The organism is Thermoanaerobacter ethanolicus JW 200, assembly GCF_003722315.1.
GTDB classification, from domain to species: domain Bacteria; phylum Bacillota; class Thermoanaerobacteria; order Thermoanaerobacterales; family Thermoanaerobacteraceae; genus Thermoanaerobacter; species Thermoanaerobacter ethanolicus.
This window is the reverse complement of the sequence record NZ_CP033580.1, coordinates 2,294,569-2,317,044: the sequence shown is the minus strand read 5'-3', so window position 1 is coordinate 2,317,044 and position 22,476 is coordinate 2,294,569. Positions and strand designations below refer to the sequence as shown.

Here is a 22,476-nt window from a genome sequence, read left to right as displayed (position 1 = left end):
TTTATTATGCAAGTGGTTGCACAAGTATTAAAAACAAAAAAACAGCGTTACTGCTCAATAATTTTTATCTCTAAGTACAGGCCATTCAGCGAATGCCAGCACTAAAAGCATTACAAAATTCACAATAGGTATAAACATCAAAAGACCATATGCACCTCCATAGCCAGCTTTATCAAAAATTTTCCACCAGATTATGCCGTAAAGTATAATTGACCCTCTAGAAAGGATCGCAAAAGTAAAAGAGGAGAACATATAAAACATTCCTTTCTTGAAAATTTATATTCTTTACAGTTATAGTATAGCAAATAATATAAAAAATTTACAGATTTATTTTAAAAAAATAAAAAATCCTGCAAAATCTTTAGATAGAGATAAAAAATTTTCTATTGACAGGGGAGTAAAACCATAGTATCATATAGCTTAAATAGTTTAACAATTTAATACTTTAAAATCTCTTATCAAGAGTGGTGGAGGGACTGGCCCGATGAAACCCGGCAACCGGCATTTTATATGCGTCTTGGTGCCAATTCCAGCAGCGTTTCGCTGAAAGATGAGAGAGTTTTGGTGTCTCTTCTTTTGGCGAAGAGACTTTTTTATTTTTAAAAATGGAGGCGATGTAGATGTTGAAAAATGAAAATTTGTGTACTAAACTTAAGAAAAGGAAGTTTGTTGTGACAGCAGAAATTTCTACGCCAAAAGGGGTAGATATAACGAAAACTATTGAAGAAGCGAGAAAATTAAAAGGCATTGTAGATGCCTTAAATATAACGGACTGTCCTATGGCGAATATGCGGATGAGTCCTATAGCAGTCGCTCACCTTTTACAAGACCACTTAAACATTGAAGCTATTTTTCATTTGACCTGTAGAGACAGAAATCTAATTGGGCTTCAGTCAGAGCTTTTAGGAGCTTATGCATTAGGGGTGAGAAATATACTTGCATTGACAGGAGATGACCCTTCCCGTGGAGATACTCCTCAGGCTAAAGGGGTATATGATGTAGATTCTATTGGGCTTTTAAAGATTATCAGTGCTTTTAATAGAGGTTATGATTACAATGGAAATAAATTAGATTCCCCAACAGAATTTTGCGCCGGTACGACTGCAAATCCAAATGATTTAAGGGATGAAGCACTAGAGAAGCTTAAAGTTAAGATAGAGGCAGGGGCAGAATTTATTCAAACACAACCGGTTTATGATGAGGAAATTTTATTTAAGTTTATTGAAAAGATTAAAAATTTCAATGTACCACTTTTGATAGGCATATTACCTCTTAAAAGCTATAAAATGGCAGTCAATTTAAATGAAAAAGTGCCAGGTATAGATATTCCAGAAAAAGTTTTAGAAAGGCTAAAGGATGGAGGAAGAGAAGAGGGAATAAACATAGCTGTAGAGTTTATAAAGCGGATACGCAGTGAAGTTGCAGGAATTCACATTATGCCTTTAGGGAGTACAAATGTTGTGTTAGAAATAATTTCAAGAGTCGATGATTTAGTCTGTGATTTTGCAGAAAATAACGTACAGATGAATTAAATGGAGGTTAAAAATGTTAGACATTTTTAAAGAACTTTCAAATAGAGTGATTGTTTTTGATGGAGCAATGGGGACACAACTTCAAGAGAGGGGTTTAAAAAGTGGAGAGTGTCCCGAATATATGAATATAACCCATCCAGAAGTAGTATTTGATATCCACAGGTCCTATATAGAAGCAGGAGCGGATGTGATTGAGACAAATACCTTTGGCGCTAACAGGATAAAATTAGCAAAATATGGACTGGAAAATGAGGTTTTCAATATTGTCACTCAGGCTGTCAAAATTGCCAAAGAAGCTTCCAAAGATAAACCTGTGGCACTTTCTATAGGACCTATTGGAGAACTTTTGACCCCTTATGGAGACATGACTTTTGACGAAGCTTATGATGTTTTTAAAGAAGTAGTTATAGCTGCAGAAAGAGCGGGAGCAGATATTGTTTTAATTGAAACAATGTCAGATATGCTGGAGGCAAAAGCTGCCATTCTTGCTGCTAAAGAGAATTCAAACATGAAAGTTATATGTACAATGACTTTTCAAGAAGATGGAAGGACTCTCATGGGGTCAGACCCTATAACTGTAGTAGTTAGTTTACAAGGGTTAGGATTGGATGCCATTGGCGTTAACTGCTCGACAGGCCCCGATAAAATGGTAAGTGTAGTGGAAAAAATGTCTCAAGTTTCTCGCATACCTATTATTGCACAACCTAATGCAGGTATGCCTGTCATTCGCGACGGCAAAACAGTTTACGACTTAAAACCAGAAGAATTTGCTAGTTTCTTTCCTTTACTTGTTGAAAAAGGCGCTTCTATAGTGGGAGGGTGCTGCGGTACTACTCCTCACTATATAAAACTTGTTAAAAAAGCTGTAAAAGATTTAAAGCCAAAAGTCAAAGTCAACAAATTTACAGCTGTAGCTTCCAATACAAAAACAGTTTTCATAGGTGAAAATTATCTTTTAAGGGTTATAGGGGAACGTATAAATCCTACTGGAAAAAAGAAGTTAAGTGAGGCTTTTTTGGCGGGAGATGTGAGTTTAGCAGTAGAGGAAGCTATAAAACAGCAAAAATGCGGAGCGGAAATATTGGATGTAAATGTGGGAGTTCCTGGGGTAAACGAAGAAGAATTACTTCCTAAAGTAGTTTCTGAAATACAAAATGTGGTAGACATTCCTCTTCAAATAGATAGCACTAATATTAAAGCTGTAGAAAAAGCTATAAGAATTTTAAGAGGTAGACCCATAATCAACTCTGTAAGTGCAAAAGAGGAAAGTTTAAAAGAAGTGCTTCCTATTGTCAAAAAATACGGAGCTTGTGTTGTAGGACTTACTGTAGGAGATAAAGGGCTTCCCAAAGATAGGCATGAAAGAATTGAAAATGCGAAAAAAATTATAAAAAAAGCGGAAGAGTATGGCATACCTAAAGAGGACATATTGATAGATTGTATTGTGCTGACGGTTTCTTCTGAGCAGGAGGCTGCAATTGAGACTTTAGAAGCGATAAAATTGGCTAAAGAAGAGTTAGGAGTAAATACTGTTGTGGGACTTAGCAATGTTTCCTTTGGTTTACCTGAAAGAAGGTTGATAAACTCTACTTTTTTAGCAATGGCAGCATCTTATGGGCTTACTACTGCTATTATAAATCCCTGCGATGAAGCTATGATGGACACTTTGAGGGCTTCAATGGTTTTACTAAATAAAGATAAAGGCAGTGTGAATTATCTGAATATATATGGGAAAAAGCAAAAAGAGGAGATCAAAGAGAAAGAACAACAAAAAATTCAAGAAGAAGATTTAAAATCAAAACTCTATATCCAGATTTTAGAAGGCAAAAAGTCAGGAGTAGAAGATATAGTAAAAAATATTTTAGAGGAGGAAGTTCAGCCTCTTTCTATAGTTGATAACATAATAATTCCTGCCTTAAAAGAAGTGGGAGATAGATATGAAAAAGGCATATATTTCTTGCCACAACTTTTGAGCTCTGCAGAAGTGGTGCAAAGCGCTTTCAAGATAATAAAAGAAAAGCTTCCAAAAGGTTCAGTATCTAAAGGCAAAATAATACTTGCTACAGTTGAAGGAGATGTACATGATATAGGAAAAAATATAGTAAAAGTTTTGCTTGAAAACTATGGATATGATGTAATTGACTTAGGAAAAGATGTCAAAGGAGAAGTGATATTAGAGGAAGTAAAGCGAACAGGGGCACCGTTAGTAGGTCTAAGTGCTTTGATGACGACAACTTTGTTTAATATGGAGAAAATTATCAAACTGCTTAAAGCAAATACTGATGTGAAAATAATGGTAGGCGGGGCTGTTTTGACTGAGGAATATGCCTATAAGATTGGAGCAGATTATTACGGAAAAACGGCTCAAGATGCAGTTAAAATTGCTGATAAGTTTTTCTTAAAAAATGCTCTTTTATGTAAAACTTGTGGTATTTAAAGGTGGTGTAGAGGTGTCAGTAGAAGCGGTGAAAGAGTTCTTTAAAGAGAAAGGATATGATATTAAAATAAAAATTTTTGAAGATACAAGCACTGTGGAAAAAGCAGCTAAATCTTTAGGGGTAACTCCTGGGGAAATAGCAAAGTCTATGCTTTTTAGATTAAAAGATAAATATATTATGATTATAACAGCAGGGGATAGAAAAATAGACAATAAAAAATTTAAAGATACTTTTAAAACAAAAGCAAAAATGGCATCCCCAGAAGAAGTGTTAGAAGTTACAGGGCATCCTGTTGGTGGCGTTTGTCCTTATGGGCTGAAAAATCCGATTGAAGTATATTATGATGTGTCTTTAAAAAATTATGAGGTAGTATATCCTGCAGCTGGTGATACAAATGCTGCTGCTACCATAAAAGTCGAAGACCTTGATAAAATAGTAGAAGGAAAATGGGTAGATGTATGCCAATAGACATACATCTACTTTTTTAAAAGAATTTTTTACTTTCCATATATTCTCTTACCTGTACTAAAGTTTCTCCAAATCTTTGAAAGTGTACAATCTCCCTTTCTCTCAAAAACCTTAGAGTATCTTTTACACAAGGGTCATCTGTGAGATTTATTAAATGTTCATAAGTTGCTCTTGCTTTTTCTTCGGATGCCATATCTTCGTGTAGATCAGCGATTGCATCTCCTTTAGCCTGGATATAGGCGGCGGTCCATAACATTCCTGTTGTATCTGCATAGAATAGGCCTCTATCATGTTCTGTATAGTATTCCCCTAATCCTTCTCTTTTTAATATTTCTACTGGTACTCCCTTTAAAAGCTTGAAAACAAGAGTTGCTATTATTTCAAGGTGTGCTAATTCTTCTGTAGCAATGTCTGTCAAAACTGCTTTTGCTTTTCCTGTAGGCATGACGAATCGCTGAGTTTGATATCTTAAAGCGGCTGCCAATTCTCCATCAGGGCCTCCATATTGGGCGATGAGGTATTTTGCCATTTTTACATCTGGTTTGCATACTTTAGCAGGATATTGTAGTTTCTTTTCATAAACCCACATAACAAAGTCCTCCTCAATATTCTATTTCCCAAGGCCATGGGTCATCTACCCATTTCCAAGGATATTGACTTTGTGAATGACCAAAAACCATCAAGGGCCCGTAAAATTGTTCATATTGTTGTTTCAACATAGACAATTGGTTGGAATAATAGTTATAGTCTTGAAGGGCTTTTTGGTCATCGGGATGGGTGTCTAAATATAGATTCAAATCTATACAGGTAAACTCTATTTCCATGATTTTCTTAAGCAAAGATATTTGATTGCCATCCATTTTATCACCTCATTTTTTCGCCTACATAAGGCATATCAAGTTCAGGAAAAACAGTGCCTTTTTTAATGGCTTCTTCCGGAGGATAAAGAGATACATATTTCTGTAAAGGCACATAAGCCTGTGCAAGCTTTAGAGGAGGAAAAGCATAATCTTGTACATAAGGATTATAGTCGTACATTTTTTAAACCTCCAAATCTGTAGTTTTACTAATATAATATTCTTGTATATATGTTTGTGATACAGTAAAAAAACAGCCATTTATGCTGTTTTAATGAACTCCTAATAGTACAAGCATTATTCCACCTGCTATTGCCGTTCCAAAAACTCCGGCAAGGTTTGGCCCCATGGCGTGCATTATTAAAAAGTTGTAAGGATTTTCTTTTATGGCTACAGAGTGGGACACTCTCGCAGCTATTGGAACAGAAGCTATACCTGCAGAGCCAACAAGAGGATTTATTTTTCCACCAGAAAGTTTATTTAAAAATTTTGCTCCCAGTACACCTCCAGCTGTTCCTGTCATAAAAGCGATAAGCCCTAAGGTGACTATCTCTAATGTCTTAATGGTCAAAAAAGTGTCTGCTTTCATGGTGGAGCCTATGGAGACTCCTAATAATATCGTAATTACGTTCATAAATTCTCCACTGACTGTTTTTGCAAGCCTATCTACAACTCCCGACTCTTTTAAAAGATTTCCTAACATCAACATTGTTATAAGAGGAGCAATTGGAGGAAGTAGTAAATCTATTAAAACAGTTATTACAATAGGAAAGGCGATTTTTTCTGTTTTTGAAACGGGTCTCATCTGTTTCATCATTATTTGCCTTTCCTCTTTTGTAGTAAGTAACCTCATGATAGGAGGTTGTATTAAAGGCATTAACGCCATATAAGAATACGCAGCGACAGATATTTGAGCCATAAGGTGGGGAGCTAATTTTTGAGTTACGTAAATTGCCATTGGTCCATCTGCACCGCCAATAATCCCTATAGCCCCCGCTTCAAATATACTAAAACCTAAAAGTTTTGCGCCTATTAATGCTATAAATATTCCTATATGGGCAAAAGCACCTAAAATCATTAAACTAGGATTCGCAATCATAGGACCAAAGTCCGTCATGGCACCTACGCCGAGGAAGATAAGAGGAGGATAGATAACCTTTTCAACCCCTAAGTAAAAAAAGTGTATAAGTCCTCCAGGTTCCAATAAATCAGTAGCTGGTATGTTTGCTACAATACTGCCAAAACCTATTGGGAGAAGTAAAAATGGCTCATATTTTTTTACAATAGCTAAGTATATGAGGAATATACCTACCAATATTAAAAACACATTACCCAAAGTTAAATGAACAAGACCGGTAGTTTGTATCATATCTTTAAAAAGTTTTAACAGAAACTCCATTTGTGTCACTCCTTATTTTTTGTTAATAGACTTGTGCAAAATTCAGAAGCCTTAATTTAAGCCATTCTACAGACATACTTTTTTCCTATCACTCTTGAATTTTTTATCTTTTATGTAGGATTTCCCCTCCCATTTGTCGAATTATTATATATACACTATAAAAAATTTTTTAAGAAGGAGGAAATTCTACATGTACCAGCTTCAATTGCTTTTAAATATACCTGAACTCTTTACCTCTCAGTCTAAAATTGATTTCTATTCTTCTATGTTTGAAAATCTTGACCTGTCTTCAATACCTGAATTCCCTTCCTCTAGTCCTGGCCGTAAGGGTTATTCTCACCATGCACTTTTTAGAGCTTTTATTGTCATGAAAGCTGAAAGATTCGGCACAATTTCTGACCTTTTAGATTATCTCCGCAATAATCTTATCATTGCTCATCTTTGTGGCTTCGACATTTCTAAACCTCTTCCTTCTTATTGGACTTTTCGCCGTTTTATTAATGACTTCTCTCATGATTATTTGACCTCTATTTTTCAAAATCAGGTCAATATCCTCAAAAATATGGGTATTATCTCCGGTGAGTTTATTTCCATGGATTCTACCCCTATTAAAGCTAACACTAAGTTAAATAACCCTAAGTCTTTTTCTAAAAATAAATTCTCTAAAGATAATCAGCCTAAGTCAGATAAGGATTGTAAATTAGGCGTTTATTCTGCTTCTAACGATTCTTCTAATAAACGCTATAAGTTTTATTGGGGCTATAAAAATCACATTATTGTTGATGCTATCTCTGGTTTACCCATCGCTGAAACTACTACCCCCGCTGATGCCCCTGATTTTGAAGCCGCTTTATCTTTGCTTGAGAAGACTAATAAGTGGTTTAACCTTAAGTATGTTAATTTTATTGCTGATAAAGGCTATGATGTTAAGAAACTTTATAATTATGTTAGAAATATTCTCCACGGTCATTGCTTTATTCCTCTTAACAAGCGTAATTCTAAAAATCCCCCTCTGACTGATGATGGTTATATGGTCTGTGAAGCGGGTATTAAAATGCTTAAAGATGGCAAGCAATATTTTGATGGTTTTATTAAGCAAAAATTTGTTTGCAAGTTCTGTAATTCTAAGGATGATTCTGCCTGCCCTATAAATCATCCTAAATATTTTAATGGCAAAAAGCATAGAGGCTGTACTAAGTATGCTATTATATCTTCTGATTATAGGTCCTCTATTAATAGAGACTCCCTATATTTTAAGGCCGTCTACAAATTGAGAATTGAATCAGAAAGATATAATTCCCGCTTTAAAGCTCTGGATTTTGAAAAGGCTTATGTTAGAAATATTAATTCTGTGAGCAACCTTAATACTTTTGGCCATATTACTTTGCTTACTGTCGCTATTGTAGCTATTAAATTGGGCAAATATGATGAGTTTAGATCTCTTGTTGCTTTGATGCAATCGGCCTAATTTTTATTGAATCTATTTCATGCCACTTTTTAACATTTGACTTCTACAGGATATTTATGCCCTTTTTTAGCTCCTCTTTTTGTCTTTTCTTTTCCCTTACCACTTCCTTTATGTTTGATTGTCAGTGTTGATTACTATATATTGTATGTAATACATATTTTGGTTTTTGATTATGATTATTTTAATTAATTTTGCACATCCCTATTTGTTAATAAATTTTTCGATTTTACTAAATAACGGAAATATCTTTGATAATATAGCACCAATTACTAACAGAAGCATTGACAACAAAACCATGTCTATGATTGACAAATAAATAGCTCCTAAAACTGTATCTGGTACCATTATTTCACCTCCTGAAAAAATAAAAGAGCCATAGTATTATGACTCTTTCCCTCTGTCTCCCCTTATGTACTTTATAAGTGCATTATTCCAAAACCCAACCTTTCATGATTTGTGAGAGGATGTAAAGCTGATTTTCCAAACATTGAAACTGCAATCCAAGTATTATCTGCTACAACTGCAATTTTCATCATAAGGCTTACGTCTAAGGGCAAAGTCAAGGATAAGGATTTTACAGCTTCAATTGTAGCATGTAAGAGGGCGTGCATAGAAGTTGGATTTTTTTCAATTACATTATTGTTTAAAGCTGCTCCTACCACTGCAGAGACTATTTTTTCATTGAATTCGCTACTTTTACCTCCCAGCTCTGTTACAGCGCATTTGTAACCTTTTTCTAAGAGAAGTTTTTTGATTTCTTCTTCTTCCTCTCTATTTGATGAAAGAGACAATACTATGGCTCCTTTTGCAACTGTTAGGTTGTTTATAAACACTTTAATTCTTCATCCTTTCTCACTCTTTCACTCTCTCACCCAGTATTAGTATACAACGTTATTAAAATTATGTAAAGGTTATTTTATTTTTTGATGAAAACATTTTAATAAGTAATATTAGAATTATTGAGCAAAATAAGGTATAATCTAGATAGCAAAGGAGGAATGACAGTGAGAAAAAACGATGTTATCACAGTTGACGTAAAAGAGATGGAATTTGGTGGATTTGGGATAGGCTATTTTGAGGGGAAAAAAGTAAAAATAAAAGGAGCACTTTTGGGGCAAAAAATAAAGGCAAAAGTTAGAAAAGTAAAAAAGGATATGGTAGAAGGCGAAATAGTAGAGGTAATAGAGAATTCTACTTTGGAGAAGCAAAGCCTTTGCCCTCACTTTGGAGATTGTGGCGGCTGTACTTATCAAAATGTTAGCTATCAAGATCAACTTAAGATAAAAGAAGATATTTTGAAAAAGCTTTTTGAAAAAGAAGGAATAACAGAGTACGAATTTTTAGGTATTGTAAAAAGTCCTAAAGAGCATGGTTATAGGAATAAAATGGAATACACTTTTGGAAAAGATAAAGAAGGCAATGCGGCGTTAGGACTTCATAGAAAAGGTCGATTTTATGAGGTAATCATGACAGACAAATGTAATATTGTTGAAGATGATTTTCTCAAGGCTTTAAATCTTACTTTTGATTATGCAATAAAAAAAGCACTTCCTTTTTATGACAAAAAGACTCATGAAGGTTTTTTGAGACATTTGGTTGTGAGAAAGGCATCAAAATCAGGAGAGATTTTGTTAAACATTGTGACGACAACACAGTTGCAACATGACTTTACAGAGCTTATTGAAAGATATAAAAATGCGAATTTTGGAAGTCGTCTTGTGGGTGTACTACATACTCAAAACGATTCCTGGTCAGATGCTGTAGTATGCGAAAGATTGGAAGTGCTATATGGAAGAGATTATCTAATAGAAGAGATTTTGGATTTAAAATTTAAAATAAGTGCATTTTCTTTTTTTCAGACCAATTCATACGGGGCAGAAAAACTTTATGAGACGGTGAGGGAATTTGCAGGAGATGTATCTGACAAAATAGTTTTTGATTTGTACTCCGGTACAGGGACCATAGGTATAATTATGGCTCCAATGGCTAAAAAAGTGATTGGGATAGAACTTGTGGAAGAAGCAGTTATGTCGGCGAGGGAAAACGCAGAACTCAATGGACTTAAAAATTGCACTTTCATTGCCGGTGATGTCTCAAAGAAACTCAAAGAAATTAAAGAAATGCCTGATGTGGTGATTGTGGATCCTCCAAGGTCTGGAATCAATCCAAAAGCTCTTGAAGATATTATAAAATTCAACCCTCAAAAAGTAGTTTATGTTTCTTGTAATCCTGAATCTCTTGCAAGAGATTTAAAAATTTTTAGTGAAGGAGGATATAAAGTAGATAAAGTAAAATGTGTAGACATGTTTCCTCATACGCATCACGTTGAGACGGTAGTGTTAATGGAGAGAAAGTAAGAATGAGGAGGTGAGCTGTTTGGCCAATCAGAATTTAAAAAGGATTATTTTAGAGGTTGTAAATAACCAGATTAGAGACAATAATCCACCAATTACCAAAGTGACACTGGAAAGATTGAAAAAATCGGGATACACAGAACAACAGGCAAAAGAAAAAATCGCCGCAATATTAATAGAAGAAATATACGATGTGCTAAAAAATCATGAAGTCTACAATGAAGAACGATATGCTAAAAAACTGTCGATTTTGAAATAGATGTCATAGTAAAAAAAATTGACACTCATGCTATTATATTTGACATTATGGAAAGAAGAAATTATGGAGCCAAAATATCGTAGAATTCAAAAAGCTTTAAAATAGGTATTGGAATGGAGTATAGTCCCTATAATCTTATGAATTTTGAATCTGAATTTGCTTTGCTTCCGCATCTTATACATTCAAAGAAAACCATAGAACATATTAAGAAATTGTTTCTTGAAAAAAATTCAGTAATTGCTGATGGTTATGGTCATAAAGTATATCGTTGTCCAAAGTGCGATGAGTTTTATGGAAGATTTTTCATACATTTAGATTATGATGGTGACTGTTTTGAAGTGAAGTATAGATGTCCTAAATGTAAAGTTGTATTACACCCAATCGATTGTGATGTTGTAGGAGAACAAAAAGCAATTAATCTTGAGAATTATCCTTGTCCTAAATGTGGTAAATATAGTCGTAAAAGGAGTTTTTAGAATTGAGCTTCGGTGAAAAAAAGAAATGGGTGTATGCCGATGTTGAAACGGCTTTATATGTCTATATACGAACATAATAAGACAAAGGCATTTATTGAACTTTAAAATACAGTGAGGGTGATTTTATGGATTTTAGGTTTATCACTGCAGATGAAAGAGAAGCGTTATATAATGAAGTATGGGCGGAACCTGTAACTACTGTTGCTAAAAGGTATGGTATATCCGATAACGGGCTACGGAAGCATTGCAAAAGGCTTGGGATTCCGTTGCCGCCAAGTGGTTATTGGGCAAGAGTTAAAGCCGGACAAAAGGTTCCAAGGCCTGCTTTGCCAAAAGTAACCGGAGAACTTAAAAAGCATGTCCACAATTATGTTATTAAGTACAGGACAGATCTTGAACAGTTAACGGACGCTGAGTTGATGGCTGATGAAGAGCTTAGCTTACTAAGAGAAGAAACAAAAACGTTTATTAGTGAAACATGCTCACAAATACAGGTAAAAGGCCACCTTAGAAACCCACACCATTTAATTACTGAGCACAAGGAAGAAGTAATTTATAGGAAAAAGAGGGACAAGGCATTAAAACAGGCCAGCTTCAGTTCAAGCTATTATGCAAGTGTAAAAAGTAAATATCGAGAGAATAAAGCTATTCTCCCAATAAGTGTTTCAGAATCTAATATAAACAGGGCATATAGAATATTGGATACAATTATGAGCACGCTTGAGGATATGGAGGGTTATACTCAGGTTAGTATAGATTCAGGCAAGGATACAGCTTATTTTGTTGTTATGCATTCAGCGTTTTATTTTGAATTGAAAGAAGAAACAAGAAGAAAACGAGGTTCACAAAACAATGTTGAAGTCCAGACTTATTTGGTGTTGTCAATATCTGCAAAAAGCTGGTTTGGGAATAGCATCCAATATAAGATGGAATACAAAGATAATGACAATGAGCCTTTGGAAGCTCAAGTAGGAAAAATAATTTATGATATGTTTGTTGTTGCAAATAAACTTCGAGCTGCAGATGAACTGAAAGAAAGAGAAGAAAAGAGAGAATGGGAAGAGCGTGAAAGACAGCGGCGTTTGGAACAAATGAGGAAAGGAGAATTGGAAGAGGTAAAGCTATTGGAGCAGGTTGCTTCTGATTGGGATAAGGCAGAGAAAATAAGAAGATTTACTGACTGCATGGAAAGAAAAATAGCTGAGGTTGCCGACGAAGGAAAAAGGGAAAAGCTTTTAAAATGGTTGAAATGGGCGCGTGATAAGGCTGATTGGCTTGATCCTCTGACCGAAAAAGAAGATGAACTTTTGGGTAAAAGCAAACATATATTTGACCTCATAGAAGATGAGTACAGGGGTGTTCTTTTTTCATAATCTTTAATGACTTTATCAGTATTTAAACTAAATCTAACTTCTGTATGCTAGATGAGGAAGAAGTATTAAAAGAAACTGAAGTATTTAAGCATTTATTTATGGCTCTTCAAGATTTTATTGAAAAGGACATTAAAGTAGATTTTGAAGCAGGAGAAACCTTAGTTCATAGGTATGGTAAACAACAAAATACATGGATTACTCATGCTGCTCCTCTTGTTATTCCAGAAAGGAAATACTTAATTCCTGTATTAAAAGATGAATTGCTTTTATCGAGGATTGCCAAGCAAAAAAATACGGGGACTGACATAGAGATGGATATAGCTTATGTAAATAGTACAATAAGAGATAAACGGTATGAACGGCCTATTGCTATTAGAAGTTGTATTTTAGCTGATTCCCGAACAGAAATGGTAATAGATCAATATTTACTTACTCCTGAAGATGATGAGGTCCAATATGGTTTTAGATATGGTAATCAATTATATTTTAAATATAGGAAAGCCCAGAAGGATTTTTGCAAGAGATGAATATTTGCTTTATCTATTGACGGATTTATGTGAACGTGGAAAAATAGATTTACAGGTTAAAGAAAGGTTAAAAGCTATTGATAGATTTGTAGAAAGCTTTTCTGAATTTCAATTTTAATAAGAAAGCAGATAGTTTTGGGAGAATGAATGGCTATCTGCTTTTATTTATTTTCTAGGTAATATATGGTATACTTAATAGTGCAAAGTAGCGAAAAGGCAGGGATATAAAATGTATGGAGTAGTATTAGAAGGTGGAGGAGCGAGAGGGGCCTATCAAATAGGAGTTTATAAGGCACTGATAGAGGAAGGAATAGAAGTAGGAGGAATTGCAGGCACTTCTGTAGGCGCTTTAAATGGGGCTGTATTAGTGCAAGGAGATTTTGAAAAGGCTTATGAGCTATGGTATGATATTTCTTATTCCAAAGTCATAAAGGCTGAGGATGAAGAGATAGAGAAATTGAAAAAGGGTAAGCTGGAAAGAGAAGATATCCTTTTATTAGTTCAAAGATTAAAAGGCATCATTGGAGATGGAGGCTTAGATATAACTCCTTTGAGGAATTTATTACAAGAAGTTATAGATGAAGACAAGATAAGAAGGTCAGGGAAGGATTTTGGCATTGTGACAGTGTCTTTAAGTGATTTAAAGCCGTTGGAATTATACATTGAAGACATTCCTCAAGGGAAATTGGTAGATTATTTGATGGCAAGCGCTTACTTGCCTGTTTTTAAGAGGGAAAAAATTGATGGAAAAAAGTATATTGACGGAGGGATATACAACAATCTTCCTGCTAATTTGCTAATGGACAAGGGATATAAGGACTTGATAGTCATAAGGACAGGAAGCTTTGGAATCATGAGGAAACTTGATTTTAAAGGCTTAAATGTTTTGGTCATTTCTCCAAAAGAGGATTTAGGAGGGATATTAGATTTTGATAAAAATCTTTCCAGGTATAATCTTAAATTAGGGTACTTTGATGGTCTAAAAGCTTTAAAAGGACTAAAAGGATATAAATATTATATACACCCAGAGGAAAAAGAAGAATTTTTTATAAATTATCTTTTAAACTTAGAAGGGGAGAAAATAAAAGATATAAAGGAGATTTTTAGAATCAATCAAGAAATACCTGACAAAAGGGCTTTGTTTGAATTTATAATGCCAAGACTTTGTGGAATCTTGGACTTAAAAGATACTGCTGATTACGAAGAAATATTTTTAGCATTGTTAGAAAATTTAGCAGAAACCTATGATGTAGATAGGTTTAAAGTTTACACCTATGCTGAACTTATAGAAGAAATAAAGAGAAAAGTTAGAATAGAGGAAGAGGAAGAAGAGGGCAATATAATCGAGAAAATAATTAAAAAAGTGGATGTGCTTTCTTTGTTTACAAAAAGTGAAGTCATAAAAGAATTAGGTAGGATTATTTTTAGTTAAATTTATGACAAATTTTTTTTATTCCAATAATAGAGTATAATAAGTGTGAATACTAAAATATAAAACTGGAGGTAGTAAAAGTGTCAGAAGAAAAGGCAAATAGAATATACGATGTAAAAACATTTTATAAGTTTGTAGAAGATTTATTGACCCATGGAGGGCAGCCTAAACCTTCTAAAAAAGTGAAGTTAAGCAAAGATTTTATGGAAAGGATTATGCTGGCGGTAACACAAGTGAATGGTTGCCCCTATTGCAGTTATTTTCACGCCAAAGAGGCTTTGAAGTCAGGTATGTCAAAGGAAGAGATAAAAAATTTGTTAAATGGAGAATTTGGAGATGTTCCGGAAGACCAAGTGGTAGCTTTAATGTTTGCTGAGCATTATGCTGAGACTGCAGGACATCCTGATCCAGATGCCTATAAAAGACTTTTGGAGACTTATGGAGAGGACTATACTTATAGCATTATGAACGCTATAAGAGCTATTATGGTAGGTAATACTCATGGCAATGCTTTTCATGCTTTAAGAAGAAGATTAGGAGGTAAACCTCTTCCTAACAGCACATTGGGAAATGAATTAGGAGTAGTGTTTGGCATATTTGTATTTGTACCGGTCATACTAATTAAACAGCTTTTTAGAAGAAAGAATTAGCTTCTTATTTTCCTTTTATATGGCACGGTTTTTTATAAATAAAGGAAAGGGGGATTTAATTTTATTTATTTTAAACTTATTCCAATGTAAATCAGTAAAGGTATAGCTATTATATGGATAAGAAGCCACCAACCCCAACCTATAGAAGGAGTCCATTTTGTCATGTTATCACCTCCTCTTCCTATACAAACCTTATTGTGTTCAGTATAAGAAGTATTTATTCATTTATTGGAAGGAGATGAAAAGACTAAAAAAGTGTTTTTAAAAAATTTCTAAAATTAAAATAAAAGAGGGTCTTGTATGACTGTTTTGATTTTATCAATTATAGGAGTTATTAGTGGTTTTATATTATTTTCACGAGTTATTATTAAAAATGGTGTTCAATATTATACTGGTAATGTAAGGGTTTCTGTAATTATTCCTGCTAGAAATGAAGAAAAAAATTTACCATATCTTCTTGATAGTCTACAAAAACAAACTTATAAGCCTTATGAAATAATTGTAGTTGATGATTTTTCTGAGGATTATACAAGCGAAATAGCTAAAACTTTTGGAGCTAAAGTGATAAAAAATAGGGAATTACCTAAAGGATGGACAGGGAAAAATTGGGCTTTGTGGAATGGCTTTTTGGAGTCTAGTGGAGATGTACTTATTTTCCTTGATGCAGATGTGAGACTATCTCCTTTTGCAGTAGAGTCTCTTCTTAAGGAACAGGTGAAAGTTGGGGGAGCAATATCTGTAATTCCTTATCATTACACAGATAAGTTTTATGAAAGGCTTGCTCTTATAACTAATATTTTAGGGATATTTGCTTTTACTTCTCCTTTTGAAAGAAAAAGTCCAAAAGGCTTATATGGATCATGTATAGTAGTGGATAGGGAGAATTATGAGAAAGTTAAAGGGCACTATAGTGTAAAGGGAGAGCTATTAGATGACCTTAATTTAGGTAAAAAGTTCTCAGATGCCAAAATTAACATTAAAAATTTTATTGGATATGACCTTGTCTCTTTTAGGATGTACCCTTATGGTATTATAAGCGAAATACAGGGATTTAGCAAAGGAGCAATTTTGAGTGCAAATACTTTAAGTTTTGGAACGATTTTCTTGATAGTTTTATGGCTTTTAGGACTTGTATTAGTGGGATTTATAACTCCTTTTTTGGTTTTTTCTCATTCGCCTATTGCTATTTTTTACGAAATTGGCTATCTTTTTTATACTCTGCAAATACTATATTTTACAAAGTATACAGGAAGATTTGGTATATTTATTCCTATTTTTCATTTTATTTCGACAGCCTTTTTTATACTAGTAACTTTACATTCCTTTTATCAGGTGGCATTTAAGAAAAAAGTTTTATGGAAGGGTAGGGAAATAAGTGTAGAAAGAAGGAATAATGTATGATTATTCTGCTCAGCATATTGGAGTTTGGCTGTGGTTCATTGATGTTTTCATATTGGATGGGGCTTATGCTGGGAAAAAGATTAGAAGAAGTGAGGGATGGAAATCCCGGAGCTTTCAATTTAGGTCATGCAGCAGGCTTTAAAATGGGAGTCGTTGGCGCTACTTTTGATTTTATGAAGGGCTATTTTCCGCTGGTGTATTTTCTTGAAAAAGGGTATGTTACAGGAAATGCTATTGCAATTGTGGCAATAGCTCCTATTTTAGGCCACGCTTTTTCACCCTTTTTAAAATTTAAAGGGGGCAAAGCATTAGCCACTACTTTTGGAGTGTGGAGTGCCATTACTCGTTTTAAAGCTTCTTTGACCTATGCTGTCATTTTAGGTATTTTAAAATTAGGTGAGAGGCGGTATAATAGAGGAAAGCCTTCTATACCTGAAATAGATGCTGTATTAGACCTTGTAGGTTTTGGTATTCTAGGTGGGCTGTTGTTTTTGAGTAGTGTTGAAAGTTATTTACTTTTACTGTGGATGCTCAACTTTGCTGTGCTTTTATATAAAAGAAAGAATGATATGAATATTGTTTTAAAGGCCAAAATGGTAAAATAAAATATAATTTTAATTAAAATCAAGTTGGGAGTGTATGAGGTGGAATCTATTTATATTGCAATAACTGGATGTCAATATTATTACGGCACAAAAGTTTTGAAACCAGGCACGATTGTAAGATTAGAAAAGGATTTGTACAATGACTATGATGATGAAGCAATATCTGTTACCCTTGCCCCATTAGGACAAGTAGGATATGTAGCTAATAGTGTTGGAACTGTTCCAAGAGGTTGTTATAGTGCAGGGCGAATTTACGATAGATTTGGGAGTCATGCCTTTGCTGTGGTAAAATTTGTGACAAAGGACCTTGCTATTGCAGAATTTTTAGAAGAGGACTTTGTAAAAGTTACTATAAAGTTCCGACTAAAAGAAAAAAGAAAGAAAAAGTACAAAAATAAAACTTAGATGGTGAGAAAATATGGAATACAAACAAGCATCTATATTTGATAATGAAGTGAAAAAAAATAAACCTTTGGCCGACAGGATGAGACCCAAAACTTTGGATGAGTTTGTAGGTCAAGAACATCTTTTAGGTAAAGGGAAATTACTTAGGGAATTGATTGAAAAGGACAATATTACTTCAATGATTTTGTGGGGGCCGCCAGGGGTAGGTAAAACTACCCTTGCTATGATTATAGCCAATATGACAAATTCTAAATTTATCACCTTTAGTGCTGTTTTATCAGGAATCAAAGAGATAAAGGAGATAATGGCAAAAGCTGAATTGGATGCTATGTATGGAACTAGAACTGTTGTATTTATTGATGAAATTCATCGCTTTAATAAAGCTCAGCAGGATGCTTTTTTGCCTCATGTGGAAAAAGGAAACATAATATTAATTGGTGCAACTACAGAAAATCCTTCTTTTGAGGTAAATTCAGCGCTTTTGTCTCGTTCTAAAGTTTTTGTCATGAAACCTCTTACAGAAGAAGATTTACTTGTACTACTTAAAAGAGCTTTAAGGGATAAAGAAAGAGGTCTTGGAATGTATGATATAGAAATTAGCGGAGATCAGCTTAAGAAGATTGCACTTTTTGCAAATGGAGATGCGAGAGTTGCTTTAAATACATTGGAGATTGCAGTTATGGCAGCAGAGGTAATTGAAGGGAAAAGAATTGTTACAGATGATATATTAGCAGATGCAATGCAAAAAAAGACTTTACTGTATGATAAAGAGGGAGAGGAGCACTATAATTTAATATCAGCTTTTCACAAATCTTTAAGAAATAGCGATTGGGATGCGGCAGTGTATTGGCTTGCAAGGATGTTAGAAGCGGGAGAAGACCCTCTCTATGTCGCAAGAAGGATGATACGCTTTGCCTCTGAAGATATTGGGCTTGCAGATCCTCAAGCTCTTGAAATGGCTGTTGCAGCATATAATGCTTGCCATTATATTGGAATGCCTGAATGTAGTGTAAATCTGGCACAGGTGGCAATATATTTAGCGTTAGCTCCTAAATCTAATGCGGTATACGTGGCATATAATAAAGCTAAAAAAGATGCAGAAGAGACAATTGCTGAAAGTGTGCCTATGCATTTAAGAAATGCTCCTACAAAGCTTATGAAAGAATTAGGATATGGCAAAGGGTATAAGTATGCACACGACTTTGAAGAGAAAGTAACAGATATGCAATGTCTACCGGATAATCTTAAAGACAGGAAATACTATGTACCGACGGATTCTGGTTTTGAGAAGGACATACAAAAGAGATTAGAGCAAATCACCAACTTAAAAAAGAAAGGAAAATAATTTTGAGCTGTTTAATAAAAAGGGGCAGTTGCCCCTTTTTATTAAACAGCGTTTTTAGGTTCTTCCCATATGATGATGCCAGGTACAAATAACAAAATTATCAAAATGATGATTATAATCCAAATCCATTGGTTTTCATGGTGTTTGTGTTTGTCAGACATAAACTTACCTCCTTTTTTAGGTTGACTTCTACTTTATAATATGAAAGATATATTATAATGGCTACAAATTATAAAAGTCTCCTAGCAGTACGCACTGCAAGGAGACTTTATGCTTTTAAACATTTGGGCCTGATTTTTTAATTTCTTCAGTTACATCTTTGTATTTTTTAAAGTTTTCTGCAAATCTAAGTGCTAAATTTTTTGCTGCTTTTTCATATGCTTCTTTGTCAGTCCATGTATTTTTTGGATTCAAAATTTCTGAAGGTACTCCTGGACAGGAAGTTGGTATATTTAAATTAAATATGGGGTCTTTTACAAATTCTACGTCATCCAGTGAACCATTTAATGCAGCTGTCACCATAGCTCTTGTATAAGCCAAGTTGATGCGGTTTCCAATCCCATAAGGTCCACCAGACCATCCAGTGTTTACCAAATAAACTTTTGCATTGTGTTTTTCAATTTTTTCTCCTAACATTTTTGCATAAATCATTGGTTTTAAAGGTAAAAAGGGTGCTCCAAAACAAGTAGAAAAAGTAGCTTGTGGCTCTGTGATACCTCTCTCTGTGCCCGCTAATTTGCTGGTGTAACCGGATAAAAAATAATACATCGCTTGCTCTTTTGTAAGTTTAGCAATCGGTGGCAAAACCCCAAAAGCGTCTGCTGTTAAAAATATAATTGCTTTTGGATGCCCTCCCATTCCACTCGGGATGGCACCAGGTATAAAGTCAATAGAATAGGCTGCCCTTGTGTTTTCTGTAATTTTATCACTGCTATAGTCGAGCTCTCTTGTATTTTCATCATATACAACGTTTTCAAGTACGGTGCCAAACTTTATAGCATTCCAAATTTGAGGCTCTTTTTCTTTTGAAAGATTTATGCATTTAGCATAACATCCTCCTTCAAAGTTGAAAATGCCTTTGTCTGACCATCCGTGTTCATCGTCTCCAATTAAAAACCTCTGAGGGTCTGCAGAGAGGGTAGTTTTTCCCGTTCCTGACAAGCCGAAAAAGAGGGCGGTATCTCCATCTTTGCCAATATTGGCAGAGCAATGCATTGATAACACGCCTCGTTTTGGCATTAGATAGTTCATGAGGGTAAAGATTGACTTTTTGATTTCCCCTCCATACTGAGAGCCACCGATTATAATTAGTTTTTTAGTGAAACTTAATATAATAAAAGCTTCAGAATTTACATTGTCTAATTCAGGTATAGAGTTGAACTTTGGTGCAGCAATTAGCGTGTATTCGGGGATGTGATTTCTAAGTTCTTCTTCATTAGGGCGAATGAACAATTGGCGTGCCAGTAAACTCTGATACGCATATTCTGTTATAACTCTTATAGGAATTCTATATTGAAGGTCAGCACCTACAAAACCGTCAAATATAAAAATGTCTCGATTTTGTAAATAAGCAGTTAAACGGTTGTACAACCTTTCAAATTTATCCATAGAAATAGCTTTATTATTTTCCCACCATATATCTTCATGAACTTCTGGTTCATCCACAATAAATTTATCATTTGGAGAACGACCTGTGTATTTACCGGTATAAACATTAAAAGCACCATTATTTGCAAGTACTCCTTCTCCTCTTTTTATAGCTTCTTCAACTAATTTAGGGACGGGAAAATTACGGTAAACGTTTTTAACATTGATTATATTTAATTTTTCAAGACCGTACATTTAATATGCCTCCTTTTAATTTTATAAATAGACTTGTGCAAAATTCAGAAGCCTTAATTTAAGCCATTCTACAGACATACTTTTTTCCTATCACTCTTGAATTTTTTATCTTTTATGTAGGATTTCCCCTCCCATTTGTCGAATTATTATATATACACTATAAAAAATTTTTTAAGAAGGAGGAAATTCTACATGTACCAGCTTCAATTGCTTTTAAATATACCTGAACTCTTTACCTCTCAGTCTAAAATTGATTTCTATTCTTCTATGTTTGAAAATCTTGACCTGTCTTCAATACCTGAATTCCCTTCCTCTAGTCCTGGCCGTAAGGGTTATTCTCACCATGCACTTTTTAGAGCTTTTATTGTCATGAAAGCTGAAAGATTCGGCACAATTTCTGACCTTTTAGATTATCTCCGCAATAATCTTATCATTGCTCATCTTTGTGGCTTCGACATTTCTAAACCTCTTCCTTCTTATTGGACTTTTCGCCGTTTTATTAATGACTTCTCTCATGATTATTTGACCTCTATTTTTCAAAATCAGGTCAATATCCTCAAAAATATGGGTATTATCTCCGGTGAGTTTATTTCCATGGATTCTACCCCTATTAAAGCTAACACTAAGTTAAATAACCCTAAGTCTTTTTCTAAAAATAAATTCTCTAAAGATAATCAGCCTAAGTCAGATAAGGATTGTAAATTAGGCGTTTATTCTGCTTCTAACGATTCTTCTAATAAACGCTATAAGTTTTATTGGGGCTATAAAAATCACATTATTGTTGATGCTATCTCTGGTTTACCCATCGCTGAAACTACTACCCCCGCTGATGCCCCTGATTTTGAAGCCGCTTTATCTTTGCTTGAGAAGACTAATAAGTGGTTTAACCTTAAGTATGTTAATTTTATTGCCGATAAGGGGTATGATGTTAAGAGAGTTTATAATTTTGTTAGAGATACTCTCCATGGTCATTGTTTTATTCCTCTTAACAAGCGTAATTCTAAAAATCCCCCACTGACTGATGATGGTTATATGGTTTGTGAAGCAGGTATTAAAATGCTCAAAGATGGCAAGCAATATTTTGATGGTTTTATTAAGCAAAAATTTGTTTGCAAGTTCTGTAATTCTAAAGATGACTCTGCCTGCCCTATTCAGCATCCTAAATATTTTAATGGCAAAAAGCATAGAGGCTGTACTAAGTATGCTATTATATCTTCTGATTATAGGTCCTCTATTAATAGAGACTCCCTATATTTTAAGGCTGTCTATAAATTGAGGATTGAATCAGAAAGATATAATTCCCGCTTTAAAGCTCTAGATTTTGAAAAAGCTTATGTTAGAAATATTAATTCTGTCAGCAACCTTAATACTTTTGGCCATATTACTTTGCTTACTGTCGCTATTGTAGCTATTAAACTGGGTAAATTTGATGAGTTTAGATCTCTTGTTGCTTTGATGCAATCGGCCTAATTTTTATTGAATCTATTTCATGCCATTTTTTAACATTTGACTTCTACAGGATATTTATGCCCTTTTTTAGCTCCTCTTTTTGTCTTTTCTTTTCCCTTACCACTTCCTTTATGTTTGATTGTCAGTGTTGATTACTATATATTGTATGTAATACATATTTTGGTTTTTGATTATG

The 22,476-nt window shown here is 34.2% G+C and carries 26 protein-coding genes and 1 riboswitch; of the genes, 18 read left to right on the top strand and 8 right to left on the bottom strand.

From position 1 onward, the window contains the following. Positions 1-54: 54 nt before the first annotated feature. Positions 55-261 (bottom strand): hypothetical protein, encoded by a 207-nt coding sequence (locus tag EB239_RS11685; protein ID WP_318261380.1) that lies wholly within the window; start codon positions 259-261, stop codon positions 55-57. Between the two features lie 7 nt (positions 262-268). On the opposite strand from EB239_RS11685, the gene EB239_RS14650 reads away from it, so the two are divergent. The 4 genes from EB239_RS14650 to EB239_RS11670 all read left to right on the top strand — a co-directional run bounded on the left by EB239_RS14650 (position 269) and on the right by EB239_RS11670 (position 4,438). Next, complete coding sequence (locus tag EB239_RS14650) at positions 269-409, top strand: hypothetical protein (protein WP_019907847.1); 141 nt, start codon at positions 269-271, stop codon at positions 407-409. A gap of 43 nt (positions 410-452) precedes the next feature. Beyond that, positions 453-557: riboswitch (SAM riboswitch) on the top strand. 63 nt (positions 558-620) lie between these two features. Then, a complete protein-coding gene (locus EB239_RS11680) occupies positions 621-1,532 on the top strand; it encodes a methylenetetrahydrofolate reductase (protein ID WP_003871154.1) in 912 nt (303 codons plus the stop codon). Positions 1,533-1,545: 13 nt separating this feature from the next. Continuing rightward, positions 1,546-3,969, top strand: a complete 2,424-nt coding sequence (locus tag EB239_RS11675; RefSeq protein ID WP_003871153.1) for a homocysteine S-methyltransferase family protein — start codon at positions 1,546-1,548, stop codon at positions 3,967-3,969. Next, the gene (locus EB239_RS11670; protein ID WP_003871152.1) at positions 3,938-4,438 is read left to right on the top strand and encodes a YbaK/EbsC family protein; all 501 of its coding nucleotides are present in this window, start codon (positions 3,938-3,940) and stop codon (positions 4,436-4,438) included. The genes EB239_RS11675 and EB239_RS11670 overlap by 32 nt, the downstream gene beginning before the upstream one ends. A 16-nt stretch (positions 4,439-4,454) precedes the next feature. On the opposite strand, the gene EB239_RS11665 is transcribed toward EB239_RS11670, so the two are convergent. The 4 genes from EB239_RS11665 to EB239_RS11650 all read right to left on the bottom strand — a co-directional run bounded on the left by EB239_RS11665 (position 4,455) and on the right by EB239_RS11650 (position 6,694). Next, a complete protein-coding gene (locus tag EB239_RS11665) occupies positions 4,455-5,027 on the bottom strand; it encodes a manganese catalase family protein (protein ID WP_003871151.1) in 573 nt (190 codons plus the stop codon). 13 nt (positions 5,028-5,040) lie between these two features. Then, positions 5,041-5,298 carry a spore coat protein CotJB gene (locus tag EB239_RS11660; RefSeq protein ID WP_003868342.1) on the bottom strand — a complete coding sequence of 86 codons (258 nt, stop codon included), beginning with the start codon at positions 5,296-5,298 and terminating at the stop codon, positions 5,041-5,043. Positions 5,299-5,302: 4 nt separating this feature from the next. Then, positions 5,303-5,476, bottom strand: a complete 174-nt coding sequence (locus EB239_RS11655) for a spore coat associated protein CotJA (protein ID WP_003868343.1) — start codon at positions 5,474-5,476, stop codon at positions 5,303-5,305. 90 nt (positions 5,477-5,566) lie between these two features. Further along, the gene (locus tag EB239_RS11650) at positions 5,567-6,694 is read right to left on the bottom strand and encodes a sodium ion-translocating decarboxylase subunit beta (RefSeq protein WP_003871150.1); all 1,128 of its coding nucleotides are present in this window, start codon (positions 6,692-6,694) and stop codon (positions 5,567-5,569) included. A gap of 190 nt (positions 6,695-6,884) precedes the next feature. On the opposite strand from EB239_RS11650, the gene EB239_RS11645 reads away from it, so the two are divergent. Further along, complete coding sequence (locus EB239_RS11645) at positions 6,885-8,162, top strand: transposase (RefSeq protein WP_003869069.1); 1,278 nt, start codon at positions 6,885-6,887, stop codon at positions 8,160-8,162. 201 nt (positions 8,163-8,363) lie between these two features. Here the strand turns inward: EB239_RS11645 and EB239_RS14645 are convergent, their stop codons facing one another. Then, a complete protein-coding gene (locus tag EB239_RS14645; protein ID WP_003870936.1) occupies positions 8,364-8,507 on the bottom strand; it encodes a hypothetical protein in 144 nt (47 codons plus the stop codon). Between the two features lie 71 nt (positions 8,508-8,578). Further along, complete coding sequence (locus EB239_RS11640) at positions 8,579-8,995, bottom strand: HutP family protein (RefSeq protein ID WP_003870937.1); 417 nt, start codon at positions 8,993-8,995, stop codon at positions 8,579-8,581. 165 nt (positions 8,996-9,160) lie between these two features. Between EB239_RS11640 and rlmD the strand changes: the two genes are divergently transcribed. From rlmD to EB239_RS11580, 12 genes are all read left to right on the top strand, one after another. After that, the gene (gene rlmD / locus EB239_RS11635) at positions 9,161-10,519 is read left to right on the top strand and encodes a 23S rRNA (uracil(1939)-C(5))-methyltransferase RlmD (protein ID WP_404815197.1); all 1,359 of its coding nucleotides are present in this window, start codon (positions 9,161-9,163) and stop codon (positions 10,517-10,519) included. Positions 10,520-10,538: 19 nt separating this feature from the next. Further along, positions 10,539-10,775, top strand: coding sequence for a hypothetical protein (locus EB239_RS11630; RefSeq protein WP_003870939.1), 237 nt, complete (start codon positions 10,539-10,541; stop codon positions 10,773-10,775). Between the two features lie 113 nt (positions 10,776-10,888). After that, on the top strand, positions 10,889-11,251 hold the full coding sequence (locus EB239_RS11625) for a hypothetical protein (protein ID WP_003870940.1): 363 nt from the start codon (positions 10,889-10,891) through the stop codon (positions 11,249-11,251). Positions 11,252-11,376: 125 nt separating this feature from the next. Next, a complete protein-coding gene (locus EB239_RS11620; RefSeq protein WP_003870941.1) occupies positions 11,377-12,624 on the top strand; it encodes a hypothetical protein in 1,248 nt (415 codons plus the stop codon). A 44-nt stretch (positions 12,625-12,668) separates the two neighbouring features. Next, positions 12,669-13,151: a DUF6930 domain-containing protein gene (locus tag EB239_RS11615; protein ID WP_003870942.1), complete on the top strand. Its 483-nt coding sequence runs from the start codon at positions 12,669-12,671 to the stop codon at positions 13,149-13,151. After that, positions 13,066-13,269, top strand: a complete 204-nt coding sequence (locus EB239_RS15290; RefSeq protein ID WP_404815196.1) for a DUF6930 domain-containing protein — start codon at positions 13,066-13,068, stop codon at positions 13,267-13,269. Before EB239_RS11615 ends, EB239_RS15290 begins: the two co-directional genes overlap by 86 nt. A 111-nt stretch (positions 13,270-13,380) precedes the next feature. Beyond that, positions 13,381-14,583: a patatin-like phospholipase family protein gene (locus EB239_RS11605; RefSeq protein ID WP_003870943.1), complete on the top strand. Its 1,203-nt coding sequence runs from the start codon at positions 13,381-13,383 to the stop codon at positions 14,581-14,583. Between the two features lie 80 nt (positions 14,584-14,663). Then, positions 14,664-15,233 (top strand): carboxymuconolactone decarboxylase family protein, encoded by a 570-nt coding sequence (locus EB239_RS11600; protein ID WP_003868552.1) that lies wholly within the window; start codon positions 14,664-14,666, stop codon positions 15,231-15,233. Positions 15,234-15,533: 300 nt separating this feature from the next. Further along, positions 15,534-16,634: a glycosyltransferase gene (locus EB239_RS11595; protein ID WP_003870944.1), complete on the top strand. Its 1,101-nt coding sequence runs from the start codon at positions 15,534-15,536 to the stop codon at positions 16,632-16,634. Beyond that, on the top strand, positions 16,631-17,239 hold the full coding sequence (locus EB239_RS11590; protein WP_003868555.1) for a glycerol-3-phosphate acyltransferase: 609 nt from the start codon (positions 16,631-16,633) through the stop codon (positions 17,237-17,239). The genes EB239_RS11595 and EB239_RS11590 overlap by 4 nt, the downstream gene beginning before the upstream one ends. 39 nt (positions 17,240-17,278) lie before the next feature. After that, a complete protein-coding gene (locus EB239_RS11585) occupies positions 17,279-17,644 on the top strand; it encodes an HIRAN domain-containing protein (RefSeq protein ID WP_003870945.1) in 366 nt (121 codons plus the stop codon). Positions 17,645-17,657: 13 nt separating this feature from the next. Then, positions 17,658-18,989 (top strand): replication-associated recombination protein A, encoded by a 1,332-nt coding sequence (locus tag EB239_RS11580; protein ID WP_003870946.1) that lies wholly within the window; start codon positions 17,658-17,660, stop codon positions 18,987-18,989. A 276-nt stretch (positions 18,990-19,265) separates the two neighbouring features. On the opposite strand, the gene pckA is transcribed toward EB239_RS11580, so the two are convergent. After that, complete coding sequence (gene pckA / locus EB239_RS11575; protein ID WP_003870948.1) at positions 19,266-20,831, bottom strand: phosphoenolpyruvate carboxykinase (ATP); 1,566 nt, start codon at positions 20,829-20,831, stop codon at positions 19,266-19,268. Between the two features lie 192 nt (positions 20,832-21,023). Between pckA and EB239_RS11570 the strand changes: the two genes are divergently transcribed. Beyond that, positions 21,024-22,301: a transposase gene (locus EB239_RS11570; protein WP_003869920.1), complete on the top strand. Its 1,278-nt coding sequence runs from the start codon at positions 21,024-21,026 to the stop codon at positions 22,299-22,301. Positions 22,302-22,476 lie beyond the last annotated feature (175 nt).